We start from the raw sequence: 19,716 nt of genomic DNA, 5'->3' as shown, positions 1-19,716 counted from the left end.
CCCGAACACCCCCCACACGCACCTTCATTCACTCCTTCGCTCTCAACCGTCTCGCGCGCCTCGCGCATCTCGCTTCAGGAGAATCACATGACCCCTCTGCACCTTCGCCGTGCCGCCGTTGCCGTCTCCGCCGCCGCGCTTCTGCCGCTGGCCCTGACAGCCTGCTCCAGCGACTCCAAGGACGCCTCGTCCGGCTCCACCGCAAGCGCGGCCAAGACATCGCCGTCGGCCGCTGCGAGCGAGTCGATGGATATGAACGAGCCGTTCGGACCGGCCTGTTCGTCCGTGCCGAAGGACGGTGCGGGCAGCTTCGCGGGCATGGCGAAGGACCCGGTCGCCACGGCAGCCTCGCACAACCCGGCGCTCTCGACCCTGGTCACCGCGGTGAAGAAGGCCGGTCTGGTCGACACCCTGAACAACGCGCAGAACGTCACCGTGTTCGCCCCGACCAATGACGCGTTCGCCAAGATCCCGCAGGCCGACCTGGACAAGCTGCTGGCGGACAAGGAGCAGCTCACCAAGGTCCTGACGTATCACGTGGTGGGTCAGAAGCTGGCGCCGCAACAGCTGGACAAGGGCTCATTCGCCACGCTGGCCAAGAGCGAGCTGACGACCTCCGGCTCGGACATGGCCTACACGGTGAACGACACCTCGAAGGTCGTCTGCGGCAATGTCCCGACCGCCAACGCCACGGTGTACATCGTCGACACCGTCCTGATGCCCCCGCAGTAGCGTCACAGGGTCACCACCGACCGGCCGGGGCTGCGTCACCGCCCCGGCCGGTCTCTGCCGTGCCCGACCGCAGTGAGCACTTCGGCGCCGCACGGACACGGCCGTGTCATTCAGCGGAAACAGGCTCTCCCTAATTTCTGTCATCCGACAGGAATGCGGCTCCGGCCGCTGCGCCGCAAGGGGCCGCCATGTCCGCGAAGCCGCACCCCCTCCCGCCGTCCGTCCCCGAACTGACCGGTGTCTGGCACCGTTCGCTGCTCGTCGACGCGGACGGGCGCCGGGACACCACCACTGCAGTGACCTGGGTGCAGGGTCCTGCCCGGTACGCGGATCTGCGACAGCCCGCGAACCACCCCCGCCACCCCGGCGTCGCCTCCCTGTCCCGGCTCCGCTTCGAGGAGCTTCTCGCACTCACCCGCCAGGAGGCCTTCGCGGGGCGGCTGCGGCAGCGCTCCGACGTGTTCCACTGGGCCCGCACCCTCGACTTCGGCCCCGTCGGACTCCCGGACGCCGGGCGGCTGCGCCGCGAGGGCGCCGTGCTCGTCGAGACGGGCGTGCACGTCGCGTACCTCGAACACTGGCGCCCGGTGCGCACCGCCGGGCCGTCCGCCGCCGTCGAGCTGTTCGATCCGGAGACCGGCTGCACGGGCCTGCTGGTCCGGGCCGGCGACCGGTTCGCCCAGGTGCGCGACCGCGCCGAACCGCTGCCCGCCGACGCCTCGCTGACCGAACTGGTACGCGGGGCCGCCGACATCGGCCGGGCCCGTGCCCTGCTCGACTTCGAGCTCTCCCTCGGGCGGATCGAGCACGGCCGGTGGACCGTCGAGCGTTCGACGCTGCCCCACCGTGTGGGCGCCGCACCGGACCCGGCGCTCGACGGCTGCGCGGGACTGCTGGTGAGCGACGCACGGCCCGACGGCACCCCGTACACCCGGGCCTTCGAGATCACCGCCGCCGAGGGACTCCTCGCCGCGCTCCACTCCACCGGAACCACTGCCCTCGCCGCGTCCGCGCCCGCACCGGAAGGCCTCCGCTGATGTCCCCGACCTCCTTCACCGAGCTCCCGGTCGTGGACATCACGGCCCTGCGCACCGGCCGCCCCGAAGAACGCGCCCACGCCGTGGCCGAGTTGGGACGCGCCGCCCGTGACACCGGCTTCCTCTACCTCTCGGGGCACGGCATCGACCCCGCGCTCTTCGACCGGCTGCTCGACGCCGCGAAGGCGTTCTTCGCCCGGCCCGTCGAGGAGAAGATGGCCTGCTGGATCGGGAAGTCGTCCAACCATCGCGGTTACGTCCCCGAGGGCGAGGAAGTCTTCGCTGGCGCCACCGCCGACCGCAAGGAGGCCTTCGACCTCTCCCTCGAACTCCCCGACGCCACCGGTCCGTTGCTCGGCCCCAACCAGTGGCCGGCACTGTCCGGGTTCCGTGAGCCGGTCACCGCCTGGTACGACGCCGTCCTCGCCCTGGGCCACACCCTGTTCGGCGGTTTCGCCGAGGCGCTCGGTCTGCCCCGGGACGCGTTCGCCCCGTATCTCACCCGGCCCACCAGCCAGCTCCGGCTGATCCACTACCCGTACGACCCGACGGCGGAGGACCGCCCCGGCATCGGCGCCCACACCGACTACGAATGCTTCACCCTGCTGCGCCCCACCGCCCCCGGCCTGGAGGTGATGAACGGCGCCGGCGAGTGGATCGACGCACCGCCCCTGGACGACTGCTTCGTCGTCAACACCGGTGACCTGCTGGAGCTCTGGACCAACGGCGAGTTCGCCGCCACCTCCCACCGGGTTCGCAAGGTCACCGAGGAGCGCTACTCCTTCCCGCTGTTCTGCACAGTCGACTACGACACCCCCATCGCCCCGCTGCCCGCCTTCACCGGTCCCGGCAGGCCCGCGCGCCCCGGTGTCGTCGCCGGCGAGCACCTCTACGCGCAGACCGTCCAGACCTTCGGCTACCTCGGGCGACGACTGGCCGACGGCGCGACGACGCTGCCCACGGGCGCCCTGCCCCTCTCGTCGTTCGGCCAGGAAGCACGCCACGCCCCTCGTTCCTGAACACCCTCCCTTCCCCTCCCCGTCCCTGAGAGCAGGTGCTGCCATGTCCGTCACCGCCCCCACCGACGTACTCCCCGATCCACCCGTACCCGCCGAATCCGGCTCTCCCCTCCAGGAGTTCGGCTACCGCCAGGAGCTCCACCGCAGCCTCGGCCGCTACGCCTCGTTCGCCGCGGGCTTCTCGTTCATCTCGGTGCTGACGACGGTGTTCCAGTTCTTCGCCGTCGGCTACTCCTTCGGCGGCCCGGTCTTCTTCTGGGCGTGGCCCGCGGTGCTGATCGGCCAGCTGCTGGTCGCCGCCTGCTTCGCCGAACTCGCCGCCCGCTACCCGATATCCGGCGCGATCTATCAGTGGTCGTCGCGGCTGTCCAACCCGGCCTTCGGCTGGTTCGCGGGCTGGATCATGGTCATCGGCCAGATCGTGGTGGTCGCCGCGGCCGCGCTGGCCCTGCAGATGGTGATGCCGCCCATCTGGTCGGGGTTCCAGCTGATCGGCGGCGACCCCGCACCGCTGTCCCCGACGGGTGCCATGAACGCGGCGCTGCTCGGCACCATCCTGCTGGTCCTCACCACGCTGGTGAACATCGTCGACAACCGCGTGATGTCCCTCATCAACCGGGTCGGTGTCACCGCCGAGATCATCGGCGCCGTGCTGATCGTGGTGCTGCTCCTCACCCACTCGGAACGCACCCCGTCCGTCACCTTCCATACCGGAGGCGCCGGGACGGGCGCGTTCGGCGCGCTGCTGGTGGGTTCGTTCACGGCCGCGTACGTCATGATCGGCTTCGACAGCGCGGGCGAGATGAGCGAGGAGACCCGCGACCCGCGCCGTACCGCACCGCGCACCATCCTCTCCGCCCTGGGCGCGGCCGGTCTGCTCGGCGGGCTGCTGGTGCTGGGCGGGCTGCTGGCGGCGCCCAGCCTGACCGACGGTCATCTCGCGGTCGACGGCATGAGTTACGTGCTGACCAGCAGTCTCGGCGACGGAGTCGGCCGGGTGCTCCTGGTGGACGTGGTGATCGCCATCGCCGTGGCGACCCTCGCCGTGCAGACGGCGGCCTGCCGGATGCTGTTCTCGATGGCCCGCGACGGCCGGCTGCCGTGCTCCGGTCTGCTGTCGAAGGTCAACGCGCGTACCGGTATGCCGACAGCCCCTGCCGTCGTCGTGGGCGTGCTCTCGGCGGTCCTGCTGCTGCTCAACTTCGCCTCGCCCGAGGCGTTCCTGGCGATCGGCACCACCTGCATAGTGATGCTGTACCTCGCGTACTCGATGGTGACGGGTCCGCTGCTGGTCCGCCGGCTGCGCGGTACGTTCGCCGCGCGGACGGACGCCGTGGACGAGACGGGCCGGCCGCTGTTCTCGCTGGGCCGCTGGGGCATTGCCGTCAACGCGCTCGCGCTGCTGTACGGGCTGGTGATGACCGTCAATCTGGCCTGGCCGCGGGCCGCGGTGTACGACCCTGCGGGCGGGCACTGGTACTTCCAGTGGTTCACGGTCCTGTTCCTGACCGCGACGGTCCTGGTGGGCGCGGCATATCGGGTGTACCGGAGCAGCTCGGTCTCCCTACGCTGACCCCATGGACCAGGGGAGCAGGCAGGACCGGGTGGTGGGCGCCGTCGTCGGATCGGCGGTCGGGGACGCGCTCGGGGCGCCGTTCGAGTTCGGTCCCGCCGGCGTGTACACGACCCGGTTCCCGGAGGGCGTCGGCGCGATGTGCGGGGGCGGCGGCTGGGATCCGGGCGAGGCGACGGACGACACCCAGATGGCTGTCCTGGTCGGTGAGTCCCTGCTGGCGCGGGACGGGCTCGACCTCGCCGACATGTTCGGCAGGTTCCGGCGGTGGGCGGCGGGTGAGCCGAAGGACATCGGCCTGCAGACCGAGTACGTCCTGACGAGCGGCGATCCCTGGGACCTGGCCGCCGCACTCCACTTCCAGGTCGACGGGCGTGCGGCGGGCAACGGTTCGCTCATGCGGGCGGCGACCTCTGCCGTGTACTTCGCCCGAGCCGACGGCCCGGAGCCGGCGGCGCGGGCGGCGACAATGGACGCCGCCCGCCGGATCGCGGCACTGACGCACGGCGACCGGGCCGCCTGGGAGGGCACCGCCGTCCTCCATGACCTGATCCGGGTGGCACTGAACGGCGACGACCCGCTCACCGCCCTCCCGGGCGCCCTCGCCGCCGTACACGACGACCAGCGCGAACGCTGGGCGACGGTCCTCGCGCCCGACTGGCACCCCGGCCTGGCGACGGAGTTCAACGGGGCGGTGTGGCCGTGTCTGGGCACCGCTGTCTGGGCGCTGCGTACGACACGTACCTTCGAGGCCGCGCTGGCGGCCGCCATCGACGTGGGCGGGGACACCGACACGGTCGCGGCCGTCACCGGCGGCCTGGCCGGGGCGGTGCACGGGAGGGATGCGATCCCGTCGCGCTGGACGGAGCCGCTGCATGTCCCGCTGCCGGGGTACGGGGGCCGGGTCCTGCGAACGGCAGAGCTGACGGCCCTGGCCCATGGCCTGGATTCGCACAGTTCCTAGGGGCCGAAACATGCACATAAGGCCTATATAAGCGCAGAATGGTGGGAGGAGGCGCCTACCGCACTTCACCCTCCGCGGTCGGGCCTGCAGGATCGAAGGAGACGACTCTCATGTCCAACGTCTCACACACCCGCGCTGACATAACCAGTCACCCGGATGTTTCCGAAATGCGGGAACGCTATGCCCGCATGCTCGGCGGTCGCGATGTGGCACTCGTGGACGGACCGGTGTTCCTCGTCGGCCTCTACTGCGCCATCTCGCCCTGGGTGCTCCACTTCACCGCGAGCCAGCCCACACTCGTGCAGCACAACCTGATCATGGGGATCGCGATCGCGGTGCTGGGACTCGGGTTCACCGTGATGCCGGCCCGGATGTACGGCCTGAGCTGGGCCATCTGCGCCATGGGCATCTGGATGATCCTGTCGCCGTGGATCGTCGGCAGCAGCCCCGACATGGGCGTCATCATCAACAACGTCGTCATCGGCGGTCTGGCGCTGCTGCTCGGGCTGGTATGCGTCGGTGCCTCGATGAAGAGCAGTCGGACCTAGCACCTGCCCGGCGGATCGCCGCCGGGAGGAACGGAGGACGGAAAGCCCTCGGCCGGTCCGCACCGAGCGGGCCGGCCAAGGCGTGCCCCGTCCGCACCGCGCATGCCGGCCGAGGCACGGTCCGGCCCGAAGGCACACGATCCCTGGCCGGGCGGGCGGGCCCGTCAGTCGGGCCGCGTCCCCACAATTCTCAACGCCGCATCCGCCGTCGCCGCCGCGAACGCGGCCACCGGCCGTTCCGGCCCCGAGCGCCGGACCAGGATCACACCCTCGATGAGCCCGAAGACCAGATCGGTACGGAGCGCCAGTTCCCCCTCGTCCAGCGCGGCCCCCGCACGGGTCGCCGCCAGCAGCGTCCCGTACGCCTCCTTGAGCTCGTCCCGCACCCGGTTGAAGCCGGCGAACCGCTCGGCCCGCACCTCGGGCAGCACGTACAGGGCGCCCAGGTTGTACGGCCCGCCGCACAGCAGCGCCACGTCGGAGCGACAGAGCTCCCACAGCCGGTCCTCGGCGGCCGTCGCATCGTCGACGAGCAGCTTCCCGGCAAGCGCCAACGACGGAGTGACCGTGGATTCCAGGAGCTCCGCCAGGAGGTCCTCCTTGCCCGCGACGTAGTGGTACATCGTCGCCTGCCGCATGCCGGCCCGTTCCGCGACGGCCCGGGTGGTGGTCGCCGCGTATCCGCGGGTGGTGAACAACTCGGCGGCGGCAGTCAGCAGTTCTTCGCGCGCGGACAGTCCGCTGTCCGCACGCTGCTGGGCGCGCGGCCGGCCGACCCTTCTCCCGGTGGTGGACATGGGCCGATCGTCGCACATCCGTGCCCGCCCGGATCTTGGTGAGCACTCGGTAACTCCCGTGCAACGGACGGGCAATGGCCCCGACTCGCCCGCGTCCTAATTTCTGTCACGCGACAGAAATGCACGACGGAATTGCACCACAGAGGCGCGCGACAGCAGTGCGCGATCGACACAGGCACGTCGAGCCGGAGGGGCCAGCCATGGCGACAGCGACGACACACGGAGCCCGGGACCATGCCCGCGCCCAGCACGGCACCCGTACCGGAACCATGCCGGTGGTGCCCGCGAGCGACTGGCCCGCGGCCGTCCCCGGCACACCGGTCTGGGCCGAGACGGTGGCAGGGGGCAACTACACCCACCGGGTACTCGCCCGCGGCGCCGAGCTCCGGCTCACCGATCTCGCGGGCGACGCCTGCGCCCATCTGCTGCTGTACGTGGACGGGCGCCCCTGGGAGCGGCTCAACACCGCGGACACCGTCAAGGTCCAGTGGAACGCCTACCTGGGCGCCGACCGGCTGCTCCTCTCCGACCAGGGGCGGGTCCTCGCCTCGGTGGTCGCCGACAGCTCGGGCCGGCACGACGCCCTGTGCGGCACGTCGAGCCTCGTACGCAACACCGCGCGGTACGGGGACGGCACCCCGCAGTCGCCGTCCCCGGCCGGCCGGGAGCTGCTGAAGCTCGCTGCCGCGAAGAACGGGCTCGGGCCGCGCGATCTGCCGCCGTCGCTCTCCTTCTTCCAGGGTGTCGAGGTACGTGAGGACGGCGCCCTGGACTTCACCGGCTCCGCCGGACCCGGCGCGTCGGTGACGCTCCGCGCCGAGCAGGACCTGACCGTGCTCATCGCCAACGTCCCGCATCCGCTGGACCCACGCCCCGACTACGTCTGCACCCCGCTGGAGGTGCTGGCCTGGCGCGCCCGGCCGACTGTGCCCGGGGACCCGCTCTGGGACGCCGCACCGGAGGGCCGCCGGGCCTTCCTCAACACGCTCGACTTCCTCACCGCCAGGGGGCTCGCATGACCGTCGCCACCACTGTCACCAGCACCGTCCGCAGCTCCGACGTGATCCCCGCGCGGGCCGCCTGGTCCGCCGTCGTCCGCGCCGGCGAACAGCTCACGCTGACCGATCTGTACGGCAACCAGGCCGTGGACTTCCTGGTGTACGACGCCCAGGACACCGCTGTCCGCTACAGCGCCCCGGACACCGTCCACGCACAGGGCAGCATCTTCCTCACCACCGGCAGCGTGCTGCTGTCCAACGAGCACACCCCGCTGATGACGGTCACCGAGGACACCTGCGGCCGCCACGACACGGTCGGCGGCGCCTGCTCCAAAGAGTCCAACACCCTGCGCTACGGGCACCACACCTGGTCGCAGCACGCCTGTGTGGACAACTTCCTCGCGGAGGGCGCCCGGCACGGGCTCGGCAAGCGCGATCTGGTCTCCAACATCAACTGGTACATGAACGTCCCCGTGGAGAAGGACGGCACGCTCGGCATCGTCGACGGCATCTCCGCCCCCGGTCTGCGGGTCACCCTGCGCGCCGAACGGGACGTCCTGGTCCTGGTCTCCAACTGCCCCCAGATCAACAACCCCTGCAACGGCTTCGACCCGACGGCCGTCGAAGCCACCATCGGCGAGGCCACCGCATGACGAATTTCGACACACTGCTGGTGGCCAACCGGGGCGAGATCGCGGTGCGGATCATCCGCACCGCCCGCCGGCTCGGTCTCCGTACGGTCGCGGTCTTCTCGGACCCCGACCGCTCAGCGCCCCATGTCCGCCTCGCCGACACGGCGGTAAGGCTGGGACCCGCGCCCGCCAAGGAGTCGTACCTCGACGCCGACCTGGTTCTGAAGGCCGCCAAGGACACCGGGGCCGGGGCCATCCACCCCGGCTACGGCTTCCTCTCCGAGGACGCCGGGTTCGCCCGGCGCTGCGAGGACGCGGGGATCGTCTTCGTCGGCCCGACCGCCGAGCAGCTGGAGCTGTTCGGCGCGAAGCACACCGCCCGCGCGGCCGCCGAGGCCGCGGGCGTACCCCTCGCCCCCGGCACCGGGCTGCTCCCCGATCTGCCGTCGGCGGTGGCGGCGGCCGACCGCATCGGCTATCCCGTGATGCTCAAGGCGACCGGCGGTGGCGGCGGTATCGGCATGTCGGCCTGTCGATCCGTCGACGAACTCGCCGACGCCTGGGAGCGGGTGCAGCGGGTCGCCGCCGCGTCCTTCTCCTCCGCCGGTGTCTTCCTCGAACGCCTCGTGGAGGACGCCCGTCATGTCGAGGTGCAGGTCTTCGGCGACGGCCGGGGCCGGGTGGTGACCTTCGGCGACCGCGACTGCTCCCTCCAGCGCCGCAACCAGAAGGTCCTGGAGGAGGCCCCCGCCCCGGGGCTCCCGCCGCACGTCCGTAAGCAACTGACCGCGTCCGCCCAGGATCTGTGCGGGGCGGTCGGCTACCGCTCGGCGGGCACGGTGGAGTTCGTGTACGACGCGGCGCGCGCGGAGGCGTACTTCCTGGAGGTCAACACCCGCCTCCAGGTCGAACACCCGGTCACCGAGGAGATCTACGGCGTCGACCTCGTCGAGTGGATGCTGCGCCTCGCCCAGGGCGACACGGATGTCGTACGCGAACCGGACGCGCCGCGCGGCCATGCCGTCGAGGCCCGGGTCTACGCCGAGGACCCGACCCGCGACCACCGCCCCGGGGCGGGCCTGCTGACCCGGGTCGCGTTCCCCGAGGGAGTCCGTGTCGACACCTGGGTCGAGACGGGGACGGAGGTCACGACGTCGTACGACCCGATGCTGGCGAAGGTCGTCGCGTACGGCACCGACCGCGCCGAGGCCCTCGCACGGCTGGACACGGCACTCGCCGCCACCCGGATCGACGGCATCGAGACCAACCTCGGGCTGGTACGGGCCGCTCTGGCCGACGACCGGGTCCGCACCGCCGCGCACTCCACGGCCACGCTCGCCACCGTCACCGACCCGACCCCGCGCATCGAAGTGGTCTCCGGCGGCACCCTCACCACGGTGCAGGACTGGCCCGGCCGCACGGGCTACTGGCAGGTCGGCGTCCCACCGTCGGGCCCGATGGACGACCTGTCGTTCCGGCTCGGCAACACCGCGCTCGGCAATGACGCGGGCGTACCCGGCCTCGAATGCACGCTCCACGGACCGACCCTGCGGTTCACCCACCCGACCACCGTCTGTGTCACAGGCGCACCCGCCCCCGTCACGGTCGACGGCGAACCGGTCGCCCTGTGGGAACCCTTCACCGTCCCGGCGGGCTCCACCCTCGCGGTCGGCGCGCCGGACGGACACGGTCTGCGTACGTACGTCCTCTTCGCCGGCGGCGGCCTGGACGTACCCGGCTTCCTGGGCAGCGCGGCGACCTTCACCCTCGGCGGCTTCGGCGGACACGGCGGCCGGGCCCTGCGCACGGGCGACGTCCTGCACGGCGGCGCGGTAGGTGCCTCGAGCACCCCCGTACCGGACGCCGACCGTCCGCACATCGGTGGCAGCTGGCACATCGGCGCGGCCGAAGGCCCGCACGCCGCACCGGAGTTCTTTACCGAGGAGGACATCCACGACTTCTACGCCGCCGACTGGAAGGTCCACTTCAACTCGGCCCGCACCGGTGTCCGGCTGGTCGGCCCCAAACCGCGCTGGGCCCGCACCGACGGCGGCGAGGCCGGACTCCACCCCTCGAACATCCATGACACGCCGTACTCCGTGGGCGCCGTCGACTACACGGGAGACATGCCGGTGCTGCTCGGCCCCGACGGGCCTTCGCTGGGCGGCTTCGTCTGCCCGGCGACCGTGGTGACGGGCGAGCGGTGGAAGCTCGGCCAGCTGCGGCCCGGCGACACGGTCCGCTTCACACCGGTCACGATCACCGGCGAGCGGCGCCCGGACATCGTCGACGGTGGCATCCTGTACCGGAGCGACGACGTCACGTACCGCCGCAGCGGTGACGACAACGTGCTGGTCGAGTACGGTCCGATGCAGCTGGATCTGGCCCTGCGGATGCGGGTGCACGCCCTGATGGAGGCGCTGACCACGGCGGCCGTACCCGGCATCACCGGCCTCACCCCCGGCATCCGCTCGCTCCAGATCCAGACGGATCCGGAGCTCCTCCCCCAGCACCGGCTCCTGGAACTCCTCCACATCACCGAGGCGGCGCTCCCGCCCACGGATGCTCTGACCGTGCCGTCGCGGACCGTGCATCTGCCGCTGTCCTGGGACGATCCGGCGACCCGCGAGGCCATCGCCCGATATATGGCGGGGGTACGCGACGACGCCCCCTGGTGCCCGTGGAACATCGAGTTCATCCGCCGCGTCAACGGCCTGGACTCGGTCGACGACGTGTACCGCACGGTCTTCGACGCCGAGTATCTGGTGCTGGGCCTCGGCGATGTCTATCTGGGCGCACCGGTCGCCACCCCGCTCGACCCCCGGCACCGCCTGGTCACCACCAAGTACAACCCGGCCCGCACCTGGACGGCGGAGAACTCGGTCGGCATCGGTGGCGCCTATCTCTGCATCTACGGGATGGAGGGGCCGGGCGGGTACCAGTTCGTCGGGCGCACCACCCAGGTGTGGTCGGGGTGGCAGCAGCGCGGCGCTTTCGAGCCCGGCTCACCGTGGCTGCTGAGGTTCTTCGACCGGATCAAGTGGTACCCGGTGGAGGCGGACGAACTCCTGGAGCTCCGCGCGGACATTGCGTCCGGCCGGTTCGTACCGCGGATCGAGGAGGGCGAGTTCTCCCTTGCGCGGTACGAGAAGTTCCTGGCCGACAACGCCGACTCGATCGCCGGGTTCCGCACCCGTCAGGGCGCCGCCTTCTCGGCGGAACGGGACGCCTGGGAGGCGGCCGGCGAGTTCGCACGGGCGGAGGCCGCCACGGAACCGGTGCCACCGGCCGCCGAAGTGACGGTGCCGTCGGGCGGCCGGCTGGTGGAGGCCGAGTTCGCGGCGTCGGTCTGGCAGCTGAACGTCGCCGCGGGAGACACGGTGACGGCGGGTCAGCCTCTTCTCGCACTGGAGGCGATGAAGATGGAGTCCCGGGTCCGCGCCCCGGCGGACGGCATCGTCGTGGAGATCCTCACCCGGCCGGGTGCCCAGGTGGAACCGGGCACCGCACTGCTGGTCCTGGCCCCGCCCCCCACGAACTGAGGAGCACACATGACCACGCCCACACCCGTCCTGGCCCGGGTCCGCGCCGCCCATGCCCGGATCGAGGCCGTCGACCGCCCGGAGATCTGGATCGACCTGCGCCCGCTGCCCGAGGTGGAGGCCGAGGCCCAAACCCTCGACGCCCGCGTGTCCGCGGGGGAACATCTCCCCCTCGCCGGCCGCTTGCTGGCCGTCAAGGGCAACATCGATGTCGCCGGCCTCCCCACCACCGCGGGCTGCCCGTCGTACGCGTACAGACCGACGGCCGACGCGCCGGCCGTGGCCCGCCTCCGCGCGGCCGGAGCCCTGGTGATCGGCACGACCAATCTCGACCAGTTCGCCACAGGTCTGGTCGGCACCCGCTCCCCCTACGGAGCGGTCCGCCACGCCCATGACCCGTCCCTGATCAGCGGAGGCTCCAGCTCCGGTTCCGCGGTCGCCGTCGCGCTCGGCATCGCCGACCTGTCGCTCGGTACCGACACCGCGGGCTCCGGCCGGATCCCGGCCGCGTTCAACGGGATCGTGGGCCTGAAGCCGACCCGCGGCCTGGTCCCGACCGACGGTGTGGTCCCGGCCTGCGCAAGCCTGGACTGTGTCACCGTCTTCGCCCGTACGCTCCCCGAGGCCGAGCAGGCGCTCGCCCTGATGGCCACGACCGCGCCGCAGTCCGCGCCCGCCCGGACACCGGGTCCCTGGCGGATCGCGGTCCCGGTGACCGAACAGCTGGGCGAGCTGGACCCCGGCTGGGCGGAGGCGTACGAGGCAGCGGCCGACCGCCTCCGCGCGGCAGGCGCGCACCTGCAACCGGTGGACCTGGTCTCCTTCCTCGAAGCCGCCGCCATGCTGTACGAGGGAGCATTCGTGGCCGAGCGCTACACGGCGGTCGGCGCATTCATCGACACCGCCCCCGCCGCCGATCTCGACCCCACCGTCGCCCACATCATCGCGGCGGCCCGGGACATCCCGGCACACCGTCTGTTCGCCGACCGGGACCGGCTGGCGGTTCTGCGCGATGCCGCCATGACGGCCCTCTCCGACGCCGACGCCCTTCTCCTGCCCACCGCTCCGGGTCACCCCACACTCGCGGAGGTGGCCGCGGATCCGCTGGGCGCCAACGCACGGCTGGGCCGGTTCACCAATTCCACCAACCTGTTCGACCTGTGCGCGGTGGCCGCCCCCGCCGGCGACGTGGCCGGACACCCCTTCGGCGTGATGCTGATCGGCCCGGCCCACACGGATGAACGTCTGGCCCGCATCACCGCGCTGCTGACCCCGCCCACCAGGCTCGTCGTCGCGGGCGCCCATCTGACGGGCCAGCCCCTCAACCCTCAACTCCTGTCACTTGGTGCCCACTTGTCCCATACGACCACCACGGCCCCTGTCTACCGCCTGCACGACCTGCGCACCGACCCGGCCAAGCCCGGCCTGGAACGGGTGGGTGAAGGCGGCGCCGCGATCGAGGTGGAGGTATGGCAACTGCCCCCTGAGGGCCTGGGCCGCCTCGCGGCGGAGCTCCCGTCCCCCATGACGCTGGGCCGGGTGGAACTCTCGGACGGTACAACCGCCCCCGGCTTCCTGTGCGAGCCCTACGCCCTGCGCAGCGCAACGGACATCACGGAGTACGGCGGCTGGCGCGGCTACCTCGACCGCTGACCGGAAGCACGGTTGACGCAGTACCGATCCGCCTGTTCCACTGAGCAGATGCGTCCTCAGCTGCGGCTGGTCACCCGCGACCACATCGACTTCGGTCGAGTGTGGTCGGCCTCGTGTCGTCCCTGACTGCTCATACGTCAGCGCGTCAGCACTGTGCACGACCCGACCGGTTCACCGCAGCACGAGATGAGGCTTTGCCATGCCCGTCGAGTTTCTCGGCATCGCAGCAACCAATGACGGATCCGAAGTGACGCCCCGCTCCGGGGCATCCTTCGACAAGGAATACACGCTCGAGCTGGCCCGCGCGCACGAGGACTACGGCTGGGACCGGGTGCTCTTCGCCTACGGCTCGGGCTCTCCCGACCCGTCCCCCGCGGCCGCCTATGTCGCAGCGCGCACGGACACCCTGCAGATCCTGGTCGCACACCGGCCCAACGTCTCGTACCCGACGTTCGCCGCGAAGACCTTCGCGACCCTGGACCGGATCAGTGACGGCCGCCTCGCCGTGCACTTCATCACCGGCGGCAACGATCACGAACAGCAGCGCGAGGGAGACTTCCTCACCAAGGACGAGCGGTACGACCGTACCCGCGAGGCCATCCAGATCATCAAGAAGGCCTGGACCTCGCACGAGCCCTTCGATCACGAAGGCACCCACTACCGCTTCAACGACTTCGTGAGCGATACCTTCCCCGTCCAACAGCCCCACCCGGGGGTCTCGTTCGGCGGTTCCTCGCCGGCGGCCTACGCCGCAGGGGGCGCAGAGGCCGACATCTACTGCCTGTGGGGCGAGCCCCTCGCCGAGACCGCGGAGCAGATCGCCGCGGTCAGGGCGGCGGCGAAGGCGGCGGGCCGCGACGACGTCCCGAAGATCCAGGTCGCCTTCCGCCCGATCATCGCACCGACCGAAGAACTCGCGTGGGAGAAGGCCCACCGGACGCTCGACCGGATCAAGGCCCGCAAGGCGGGCACTCCGCTCAGCCGCCGCCACCCGCTCCGGAACCCGGAGAACGCGGGCTCCCGACGGCTGCTCGCCGTCGCCGACCGGGGCGAGCGCCACGACCGCGCACTGTGGACACCGACCGCGGCCGAAACCGGTGGCGCCGGCAACTCGACGGCGCTGGTGGGCACACCGGAGACGGTCGCGCAGGCGCTGCTGGACTACTACGACCTGGGGGTCGAAGTGCTGTCCGCCCGGGGGTACGACCTGCTCGACGATGCGATCGACTTCGGGCGCCATGTCATCCCGATCGTCCGGGAGGAAGTCGCCAAACGGGACGCCGCACGTACGAACGCTGCGTAACCCGGGGCTCCGTCCCCTGCCCCCCGGTCCTCGAACCCCGGACGGGCCCGATCCACTCGGCCCAACCCGTCCGGGCCGCGATCCAGCCCGTCCGGCGCCCGAGGACCGGGGTCCGGGGCAGAGGGCCCGTCACCCCACCGAGCTGTAGGCCACAACCCCTCGCAGCACCGCATCCATCGCCTTACGCGCATTGCGAGCCACAGAGCTCTCCCCGCCCCCCGGCGCCGCAGCAGCGATCTGCCCCAGCACGTCGATCACCTGCTTGCACCACCGCACGAAGTCCCCTGCCGGCATCTCCGCCTCGCGCAGCACCTCGTCCAGCGTCCGCCCCGACGCCCACATGTAGACCGCCCAGGCGAACCCGAGATCGGGCTCCCGCTGCCCGACACCCTCCGTCTGGTTGATCTTGAAGTCCTCCTCCAGGGCATCGAGCCGCCCCCAGATATGGACCATCTCGGCCATCGCCGTCTTCGCCGGTCCGGACGGCAGCTTCGGTGCCACCGCGTCGTCCGCCTGCCGCGCCTCGTACACCAGCGCCGACACACACGCGGCGAGCTCCGCCGGGTTCAGCCCTTCCCAGACCCCGGCCCGCAGGCACTCGCTGGCCAGCAGGTCCAGCTCGCCGTACAGTCGGGCCAGCCGCCGCCCGTGCTCGGTGACCTCGTTGCCCCGCAGATAGTCCAGCTCGGTGAGGAGCGCGACGATCCGGTCGAAGGTGCGGGCAATCGTGTTCGTCCGCCCCTCGATCCGCCGCTCCAGCTGCTTCGTGTCACGCTGCAGCCGGTGGTACCGCTCCGCCCACCGCGCATGGTCCTCGCGCTCGGCGCACCCATGGCAGGGATGGGCTCGCAACTCGGCCCGGTAGCGGGCGATCTGCTGGTCGTCGGCGGCCTCGGCCCGGCCCCTGCGGTGCCGCTCCGGCACGATGTGCCCCGCCTTCGTCCGCAGCGCCGACGCCAGATCGCGCCTCGACTGCGGCGACCGCGGGTTGAACGACTTGGGCACCCGCATCCGCTCCACGGCCTCGACCGGCACGGGGAAGTCGATCGCGGCGAGCCGCTTGACCTGTCGCTCGGAGGTCAGCACCAACGGCCGCGGCCCGTCGTAGTATTCGAGCCCCCGGTACCCGTTGACCCGCCCGGCAGGCAGCCCCGGGTCCAGCACGAGCGCCAGTCCGGCGAACTTCCCGGTCGGCACGTGGATGACGTCGCCCGGCTTCAGCTTCTCCAGGGACGCCGCAGCCGCCGCCCGACGCTGCGACGCACCGTGCTTGGCGAGCTCCGTCTCCCGCTCCTTGAGGTCGCGGCGCAGCCGCGCGTACTCCTCGAAGTCACCGAGGTGGCAGGTCATGCCCTCGCGGTAACCTGCCAGGCCCTCCTCGTTCTTCTGCACCTGCCGGGAGATCCCGACGACCGACCGGTCGGCCTGGAACTGTGCGAACGAGGTCTCCAGCAGCTCGCGCGACCGGTGCCGCCCGAACTGGTGCACCAGGTTGACGGCCATGTTGTACGAGGGCCGGAAGCTGGACCGCAGCGGATAGGTGCGGGTACCCGCGAGTCCGGCCAGCGCCCCCGGGTCCATGCCGCGCTGCCACAGCACCACCGCATGGCCCTCGACATCGATCCCGCGCCGCCCGGCACGACCGGTCAGCTGGGTGTACTCGCCGGGGGTGATGTCCGCGTGCTGCTCACCGTTCCACTTGACGAGCTTCTCCAACACCACGGAGCGCGCGGGCATGTTGATGCCGAGGGCGAGGGTCTCCGTCGCGAAAACCGCCTTGACCAGCCCGCGTACGAACAGCTCCTCGACGACCTCCTTGAAGGTCGGCAGCATGCCCGCGTGGTGCGCGGCGATGCCCCGCTCCAGCCCTTCGAGCCATTCGTAGTAGCCGAGGACATGGAGGTCCTCCCCGGGGATGGACGCGGTCCGCTCCTCGACGATCTCCCGCACCAGCCGGCGCCTGTCCTCGTCGTTGAGCCGCAGACCGGCCTGCAGACACTGCTGTACGGCGGCCTCGCAGCCGGCCCGGCTGAAGATGAACGTGATCGCGGGCAGCAGCCCTTCCGCGTCCAGCCGGTCGATGACCTCGGGCCTGGACGGGGTCCAGATCCGGCTGCGCTGGCGCCGCTCGCGCTCGCGGTCCGCCTCGCGCACCATCTTTCCGCGGCGGCGCTCGCGCGGGTTGTACCCGCGCTGGTTCTCCATGCGGGCGAGCCGGACGAGGTCGGGGTTGACCTCGCGGCGGCCGGCGCCACGGCCGCCGTGGTCGGTCTCCTCCTCGAAGAGGTCGTACATCCGGCGGCCGGCCAGCACGTGCTGCCAGAGCGGCACGGGCCGGCTCTCTGCGACGATCACTTCGGTGTCGCCGCGGACGGTGTCCAGCCAGTCGCCGAACTCCTCGGCGTTGGACACGGTCGCCGACAGCGAAACCAGCGTCACCGAGTCCGGCAGATGAATGATCACTTCCTCCCACACCGCACCACGAAAGCGGTCGGAGAGGTAGTGCACCTCGTCCATCACGACATGGCCGAGGCCGCGCAGCGCCTGCGAGCCCGCGTACAGCATGTTCCGCAGCACTTCGGTGGTCATGACGACCACCGGGGCATCGGCGTTGACGCTGTTGTCGCCGGTCAGCAGGCCGACCTTGTCCGCGCCGTAGCGCTTGACCAGATCGGCGTACTTCTGGTTCGACAGGGCCTTGATGGGCGTGGTGTAGAAGCACTTGCGACCCTGGCGGAGCGCGAGATGCACGGCGAATTCGCCGACGATCGTCTTGCCCGACCCGGTCGGGGCGGCGACCAGCACCCCCTTACCCGCTTCCAGGGCCTTGCATGCCTCTATCTGGAACGGGTCCAGATCGAACTCGTACATCTCGCGAAAGGGCGCAAGAGCCGTGGCCTGCTCGGCGGCGCGGATCCGGAATGCCTGGTATCGCTCAGCTGGTGAGAGGTCCTCTGTCATCTTGCTTACGAGCGTACCCGTCACCTCTGACAGTCAGCGCGATCTTTATTTCACTGTGCAAGAACCCTGGCCGCACCCGGCACGCACGTGGCGGTGAGCGGCAGCGCACCGAGCGGTTCGCCGTCCGCGTAGGCGGTGACGGAGGCGGCGGCCAGCTCGATCGACGAGACCCGGTGCACGGTGACCGCGGGGTGGTCGAGGTGCGTGCCCCTGTAGACCCGGGGGAACACCTTGAGCAGCGTCGTACGGCTGCAGTCGCCGACGACGGTCACGTCGAAGAGCCCGTCGTCCATGACGGCGCCCGCACAGATCCGCATGCCGCCGCCGTAGGTGGAGCCGTTGCCGACCGCGATGAGCGTCGCCTCGATCTCCTGGACCGGCCCGCCGTCGAGCCTGATGCGGTACGGGATCGTCCGGAACGCGGCGAGCTCGGCGAGCATCGCGAGGTCGTACTTGAACCGTCCCCCGACCCAGCGCATCCGGTTGCCCCGGTCGTTGACCCGGGAGTCGAAGCCGGAGGCGAGCACGGACCCGAACCACCGGTCGCCGACCCGGCCGAGGTCGATGTCTCTGATCGCCCCGCCCTTGAGCGCCTCGGCGGCGAGCCGGCCCGCGGCGGCCGGGTCCCGTATCGGCAGACCGAGGGCGCGGGCGAAGTCGTTGCCGGTACCGACGGCGATCACGCCGAGCGGCGTCATGGTCCCCGCCACGGCCTGGAGGGCGAGGGACATCATGCCGTCCCCGCCCACGGCTATCAGTGCACCGGTCCCGCCGGCGACTGCCTCACGGGCCCGCCGCAGCGCGTCGTCGGCGTCCTCGCCCAGGACCGTACGTACGGAGAATCCGGCGTCCCGCAATGCGGAAGCGGCCGGCTGCGCGGCGTGCGCGCCCCGGCCGCGTCCTGCGGTGGGATTGACGAAAAGGGTGATCTCGCTGGTCACCCGGGGGACCTTACAAGGTCAGGTGATGTCGTCGTAACCGTTCACCCGGTCACGGTCCGGCCCCGACTGGGCCGGCAGCGACCTGACGGACGAGACCGGTTCGATCTCACCGACGTCCTCGGGGGTGAGATCCAGCTCCGACGCCTCGTCATCGGCGGGACCCTCCGCCTCGCGCTGGGCCTTGCGACGGTCGTTGAGGAGCGAGAGCGCCGTCGCGCAGAAGTACAGGACCCAGATCGGCCCGGCGAGCGCCAGCATGGTCAGCGGGTCGGTACTGGGCGTGGCCAGTGCGGCGAAGACCGTGATGCCCATGATCATGCCGCGCCACCAGCCGAGCATCCGCTTGCCCGTGATGACGCCGCCGAGGTTCAGCATGACGAGCAGCAGGGGCAGCTCGAAGGAGAGCCCGAAGACCACCACCATGCGCGTGATCAGGTCCAGCAGGTCGTCGAGCGGCAGCTGGTTGTCCAGACCGGCCGGCGAGAACTCCAGCAGGACCTTGGCCATCGTGGGCAGCGTCTTGTACGCGAAGAAGCCACCGGCGAGGAAGAGCGGGAAGCCCGCGCCGACGAAGGCCAGCGAGTACTTCTTCTCGTGCCTGTGCAGTCCCGGGGCGATGAACGCCCAGAGCTGGTAGAGCCAGATCGGCGACGAAAGGACGACGCCTGCCATCAGGGAGACCTTGAGCGCGAGGGTGAACGGCGTCAGCAGACCGTTCAGGACGATGCGCGCACAGGTGCCGTCCTCCTTCTTGGCGAGTTCAGCGAAGCTCGAATGGCAACCGACCGCCTTCAGCACCGGGTCGGTGAAGAACTCGATGATCCCCTTGTAGAAGAACGCGGCGACGATCGTGACGACGACAATCGCCAGGAGGGCCTTCGCCAGCCGGTTGCGCAGCTCACGCAGGTGCTCCACCAAGGGCATGCGGCCCTCGGGGTCCGTCTCCTGTTTGCGGGCAGACTTGAGCAACCCACGTCCTCATCTCGTGCAGCAGGCCGTCACCGGTCACGGCGCCT

The 19,716-nt window shown here is 71.0% G+C and carries 15 protein-coding genes; 11 read left to right on the top strand and 4 right to left on the bottom strand.

Annotation, left to right across the window (positions count from 1 at the left end; translation table 11 throughout):
* The first annotated feature begins 87 nt into the window (after positions 1-87).
* The 6 genes from OHA88_RS35535 (at position 88) to OHA88_RS35510 (ending at position 5,873) form a co-directional block, all read left to right on the top strand.
* Positions 88-732 (top strand): fasciclin domain-containing protein, encoded by a 645-nt coding sequence (locus OHA88_RS35535; protein ID WP_328628519.1) that lies wholly within the window; start codon positions 88-90, stop codon positions 730-732.
* 188 nt (positions 733-920) lie between these two features.
* Positions 921-1,769 (top strand): hypothetical protein, encoded by an 849-nt coding sequence (locus OHA88_RS35530; protein ID WP_328628518.1) that lies wholly within the window; start codon positions 921-923, stop codon positions 1,767-1,769.
* A complete protein-coding gene (locus OHA88_RS35525) occupies positions 1,769-2,788 on the top strand; it encodes an isopenicillin N synthase family dioxygenase (protein ID WP_328628517.1) in 1,020 nt (339 codons plus the stop codon). The genes OHA88_RS35530 and OHA88_RS35525 overlap by 1 nt, the downstream gene beginning before the upstream one ends.
* A 43-nt stretch (positions 2,789-2,831) precedes the next feature.
* Positions 2,832-4,361 (top strand): amino acid permease, encoded by a 1,530-nt coding sequence (locus OHA88_RS35520; RefSeq protein ID WP_328628516.1) that lies wholly within the window; start codon positions 2,832-2,834, stop codon positions 4,359-4,361.
* A gap of 4 nt (positions 4,362-4,365) precedes the next feature.
* Positions 4,366-5,325, top strand: coding sequence for an ADP-ribosylglycohydrolase family protein (locus OHA88_RS35515; protein ID WP_328628515.1), 960 nt, complete (start codon positions 4,366-4,368; stop codon positions 5,323-5,325).
* A gap of 110 nt (positions 5,326-5,435) precedes the next feature.
* Complete coding sequence (locus tag OHA88_RS35510; RefSeq protein ID WP_267006084.1) at positions 5,436-5,873, top strand: SPW repeat protein; 438 nt, start codon at positions 5,436-5,438, stop codon at positions 5,871-5,873.
* 164 nt (positions 5,874-6,037) lie between these two features.
* On the opposite strand, the gene OHA88_RS35505 is transcribed toward OHA88_RS35510, so the two are convergent.
* Positions 6,038-6,670 (bottom strand): TetR/AcrR family transcriptional regulator, encoded by a 633-nt coding sequence (locus tag OHA88_RS35505; protein ID WP_328628514.1) that lies wholly within the window; start codon positions 6,668-6,670, stop codon positions 6,038-6,040.
* Between the two features lie 200 nt (positions 6,671-6,870).
* Here OHA88_RS35505 and OHA88_RS35500 point away from each other — a divergent pair, with 200 nt between their 5' ends.
* The 5 genes from OHA88_RS35500 to OHA88_RS35480 all read left to right on the top strand — a co-directional run bounded on the left by OHA88_RS35500 (position 6,871) and on the right by OHA88_RS35480 (position 14,798).
* The gene (locus tag OHA88_RS35500) at positions 6,871-7,689 is read left to right on the top strand and encodes an urea amidolyase associated protein UAAP1 (RefSeq protein ID WP_328628513.1); all 819 of its coding nucleotides are present in this window, start codon (positions 6,871-6,873) and stop codon (positions 7,687-7,689) included.
* Complete coding sequence (locus OHA88_RS35495; protein WP_328628512.1) at positions 7,686-8,321, top strand: urea amidolyase associated protein UAAP2; 636 nt, start codon at positions 7,686-7,688, stop codon at positions 8,319-8,321. Before OHA88_RS35500 ends, OHA88_RS35495 begins: the two co-directional genes overlap by 4 nt.
* Positions 8,318-11,842 carry a 5-oxoprolinase/urea amidolyase family protein gene (locus OHA88_RS35490; RefSeq protein WP_328628511.1) on the top strand — a complete coding sequence of 1,175 codons (3,525 nt, stop codon included), beginning with the start codon at positions 8,318-8,320 and terminating at the stop codon, positions 11,840-11,842. The genes OHA88_RS35495 and OHA88_RS35490 overlap by 4 nt, the downstream gene beginning before the upstream one ends.
* A 9-nt stretch (positions 11,843-11,851) precedes the next feature.
* A complete protein-coding gene (gene atzF / locus OHA88_RS35485) occupies positions 11,852-13,495 on the top strand; it encodes an allophanate hydrolase (RefSeq protein ID WP_328628510.1) in 1,644 nt (547 codons plus the stop codon).
* 199 nt (positions 13,496-13,694) lie between these two features.
* Positions 13,695-14,798 carry an LLM class flavin-dependent oxidoreductase gene (locus OHA88_RS35480; protein ID WP_328628509.1) on the top strand — a complete coding sequence of 368 codons (1,104 nt, stop codon included), beginning with the start codon at positions 13,695-13,697 and terminating at the stop codon, positions 14,796-14,798.
* Positions 14,799-14,927: 129 nt separating this feature from the next.
* Here OHA88_RS35480 and OHA88_RS35475 read toward each other — a convergent pair whose 3' ends face one another.
* From OHA88_RS35475 to tatC, 3 genes are read right to left on the bottom strand one after another with little or no spacing between them, the layout of a single operon-like run.
* Positions 14,928-17,759 (bottom strand): DEAD/DEAH box helicase, encoded by a 2,832-nt coding sequence (locus tag OHA88_RS35475; RefSeq protein ID WP_328628508.1) that lies wholly within the window; start codon positions 17,757-17,759, stop codon positions 14,928-14,930.
* Between the two features lie 50 nt (positions 17,760-17,809).
* Positions 17,810-18,700, bottom strand: a complete 891-nt coding sequence (locus OHA88_RS35470; RefSeq protein ID WP_328628507.1) for a diacylglycerol kinase — start codon at positions 18,698-18,700, stop codon at positions 17,810-17,812.
* 18 nt (positions 18,701-18,718) lie between these two features.
* A complete protein-coding gene (gene tatC / locus OHA88_RS35465) occupies positions 18,719-19,669 on the bottom strand; it encodes a twin-arginine translocase subunit TatC (protein ID WP_267006075.1) in 951 nt (316 codons plus the stop codon).
* Positions 19,670-19,716 lie beyond the last annotated feature (47 nt).

Origin of the sequence: Streptomyces sp. NBC_00353 (assembly GCF_036108815.1) — a bacterium.
In the GTDB taxonomy this organism is placed as follows: domain Bacteria; phylum Actinomycetota; class Actinomycetes; order Streptomycetales; family Streptomycetaceae; genus Streptomyces.
This window is presented reverse-complemented; position numbering and strand designations above follow the sequence as displayed.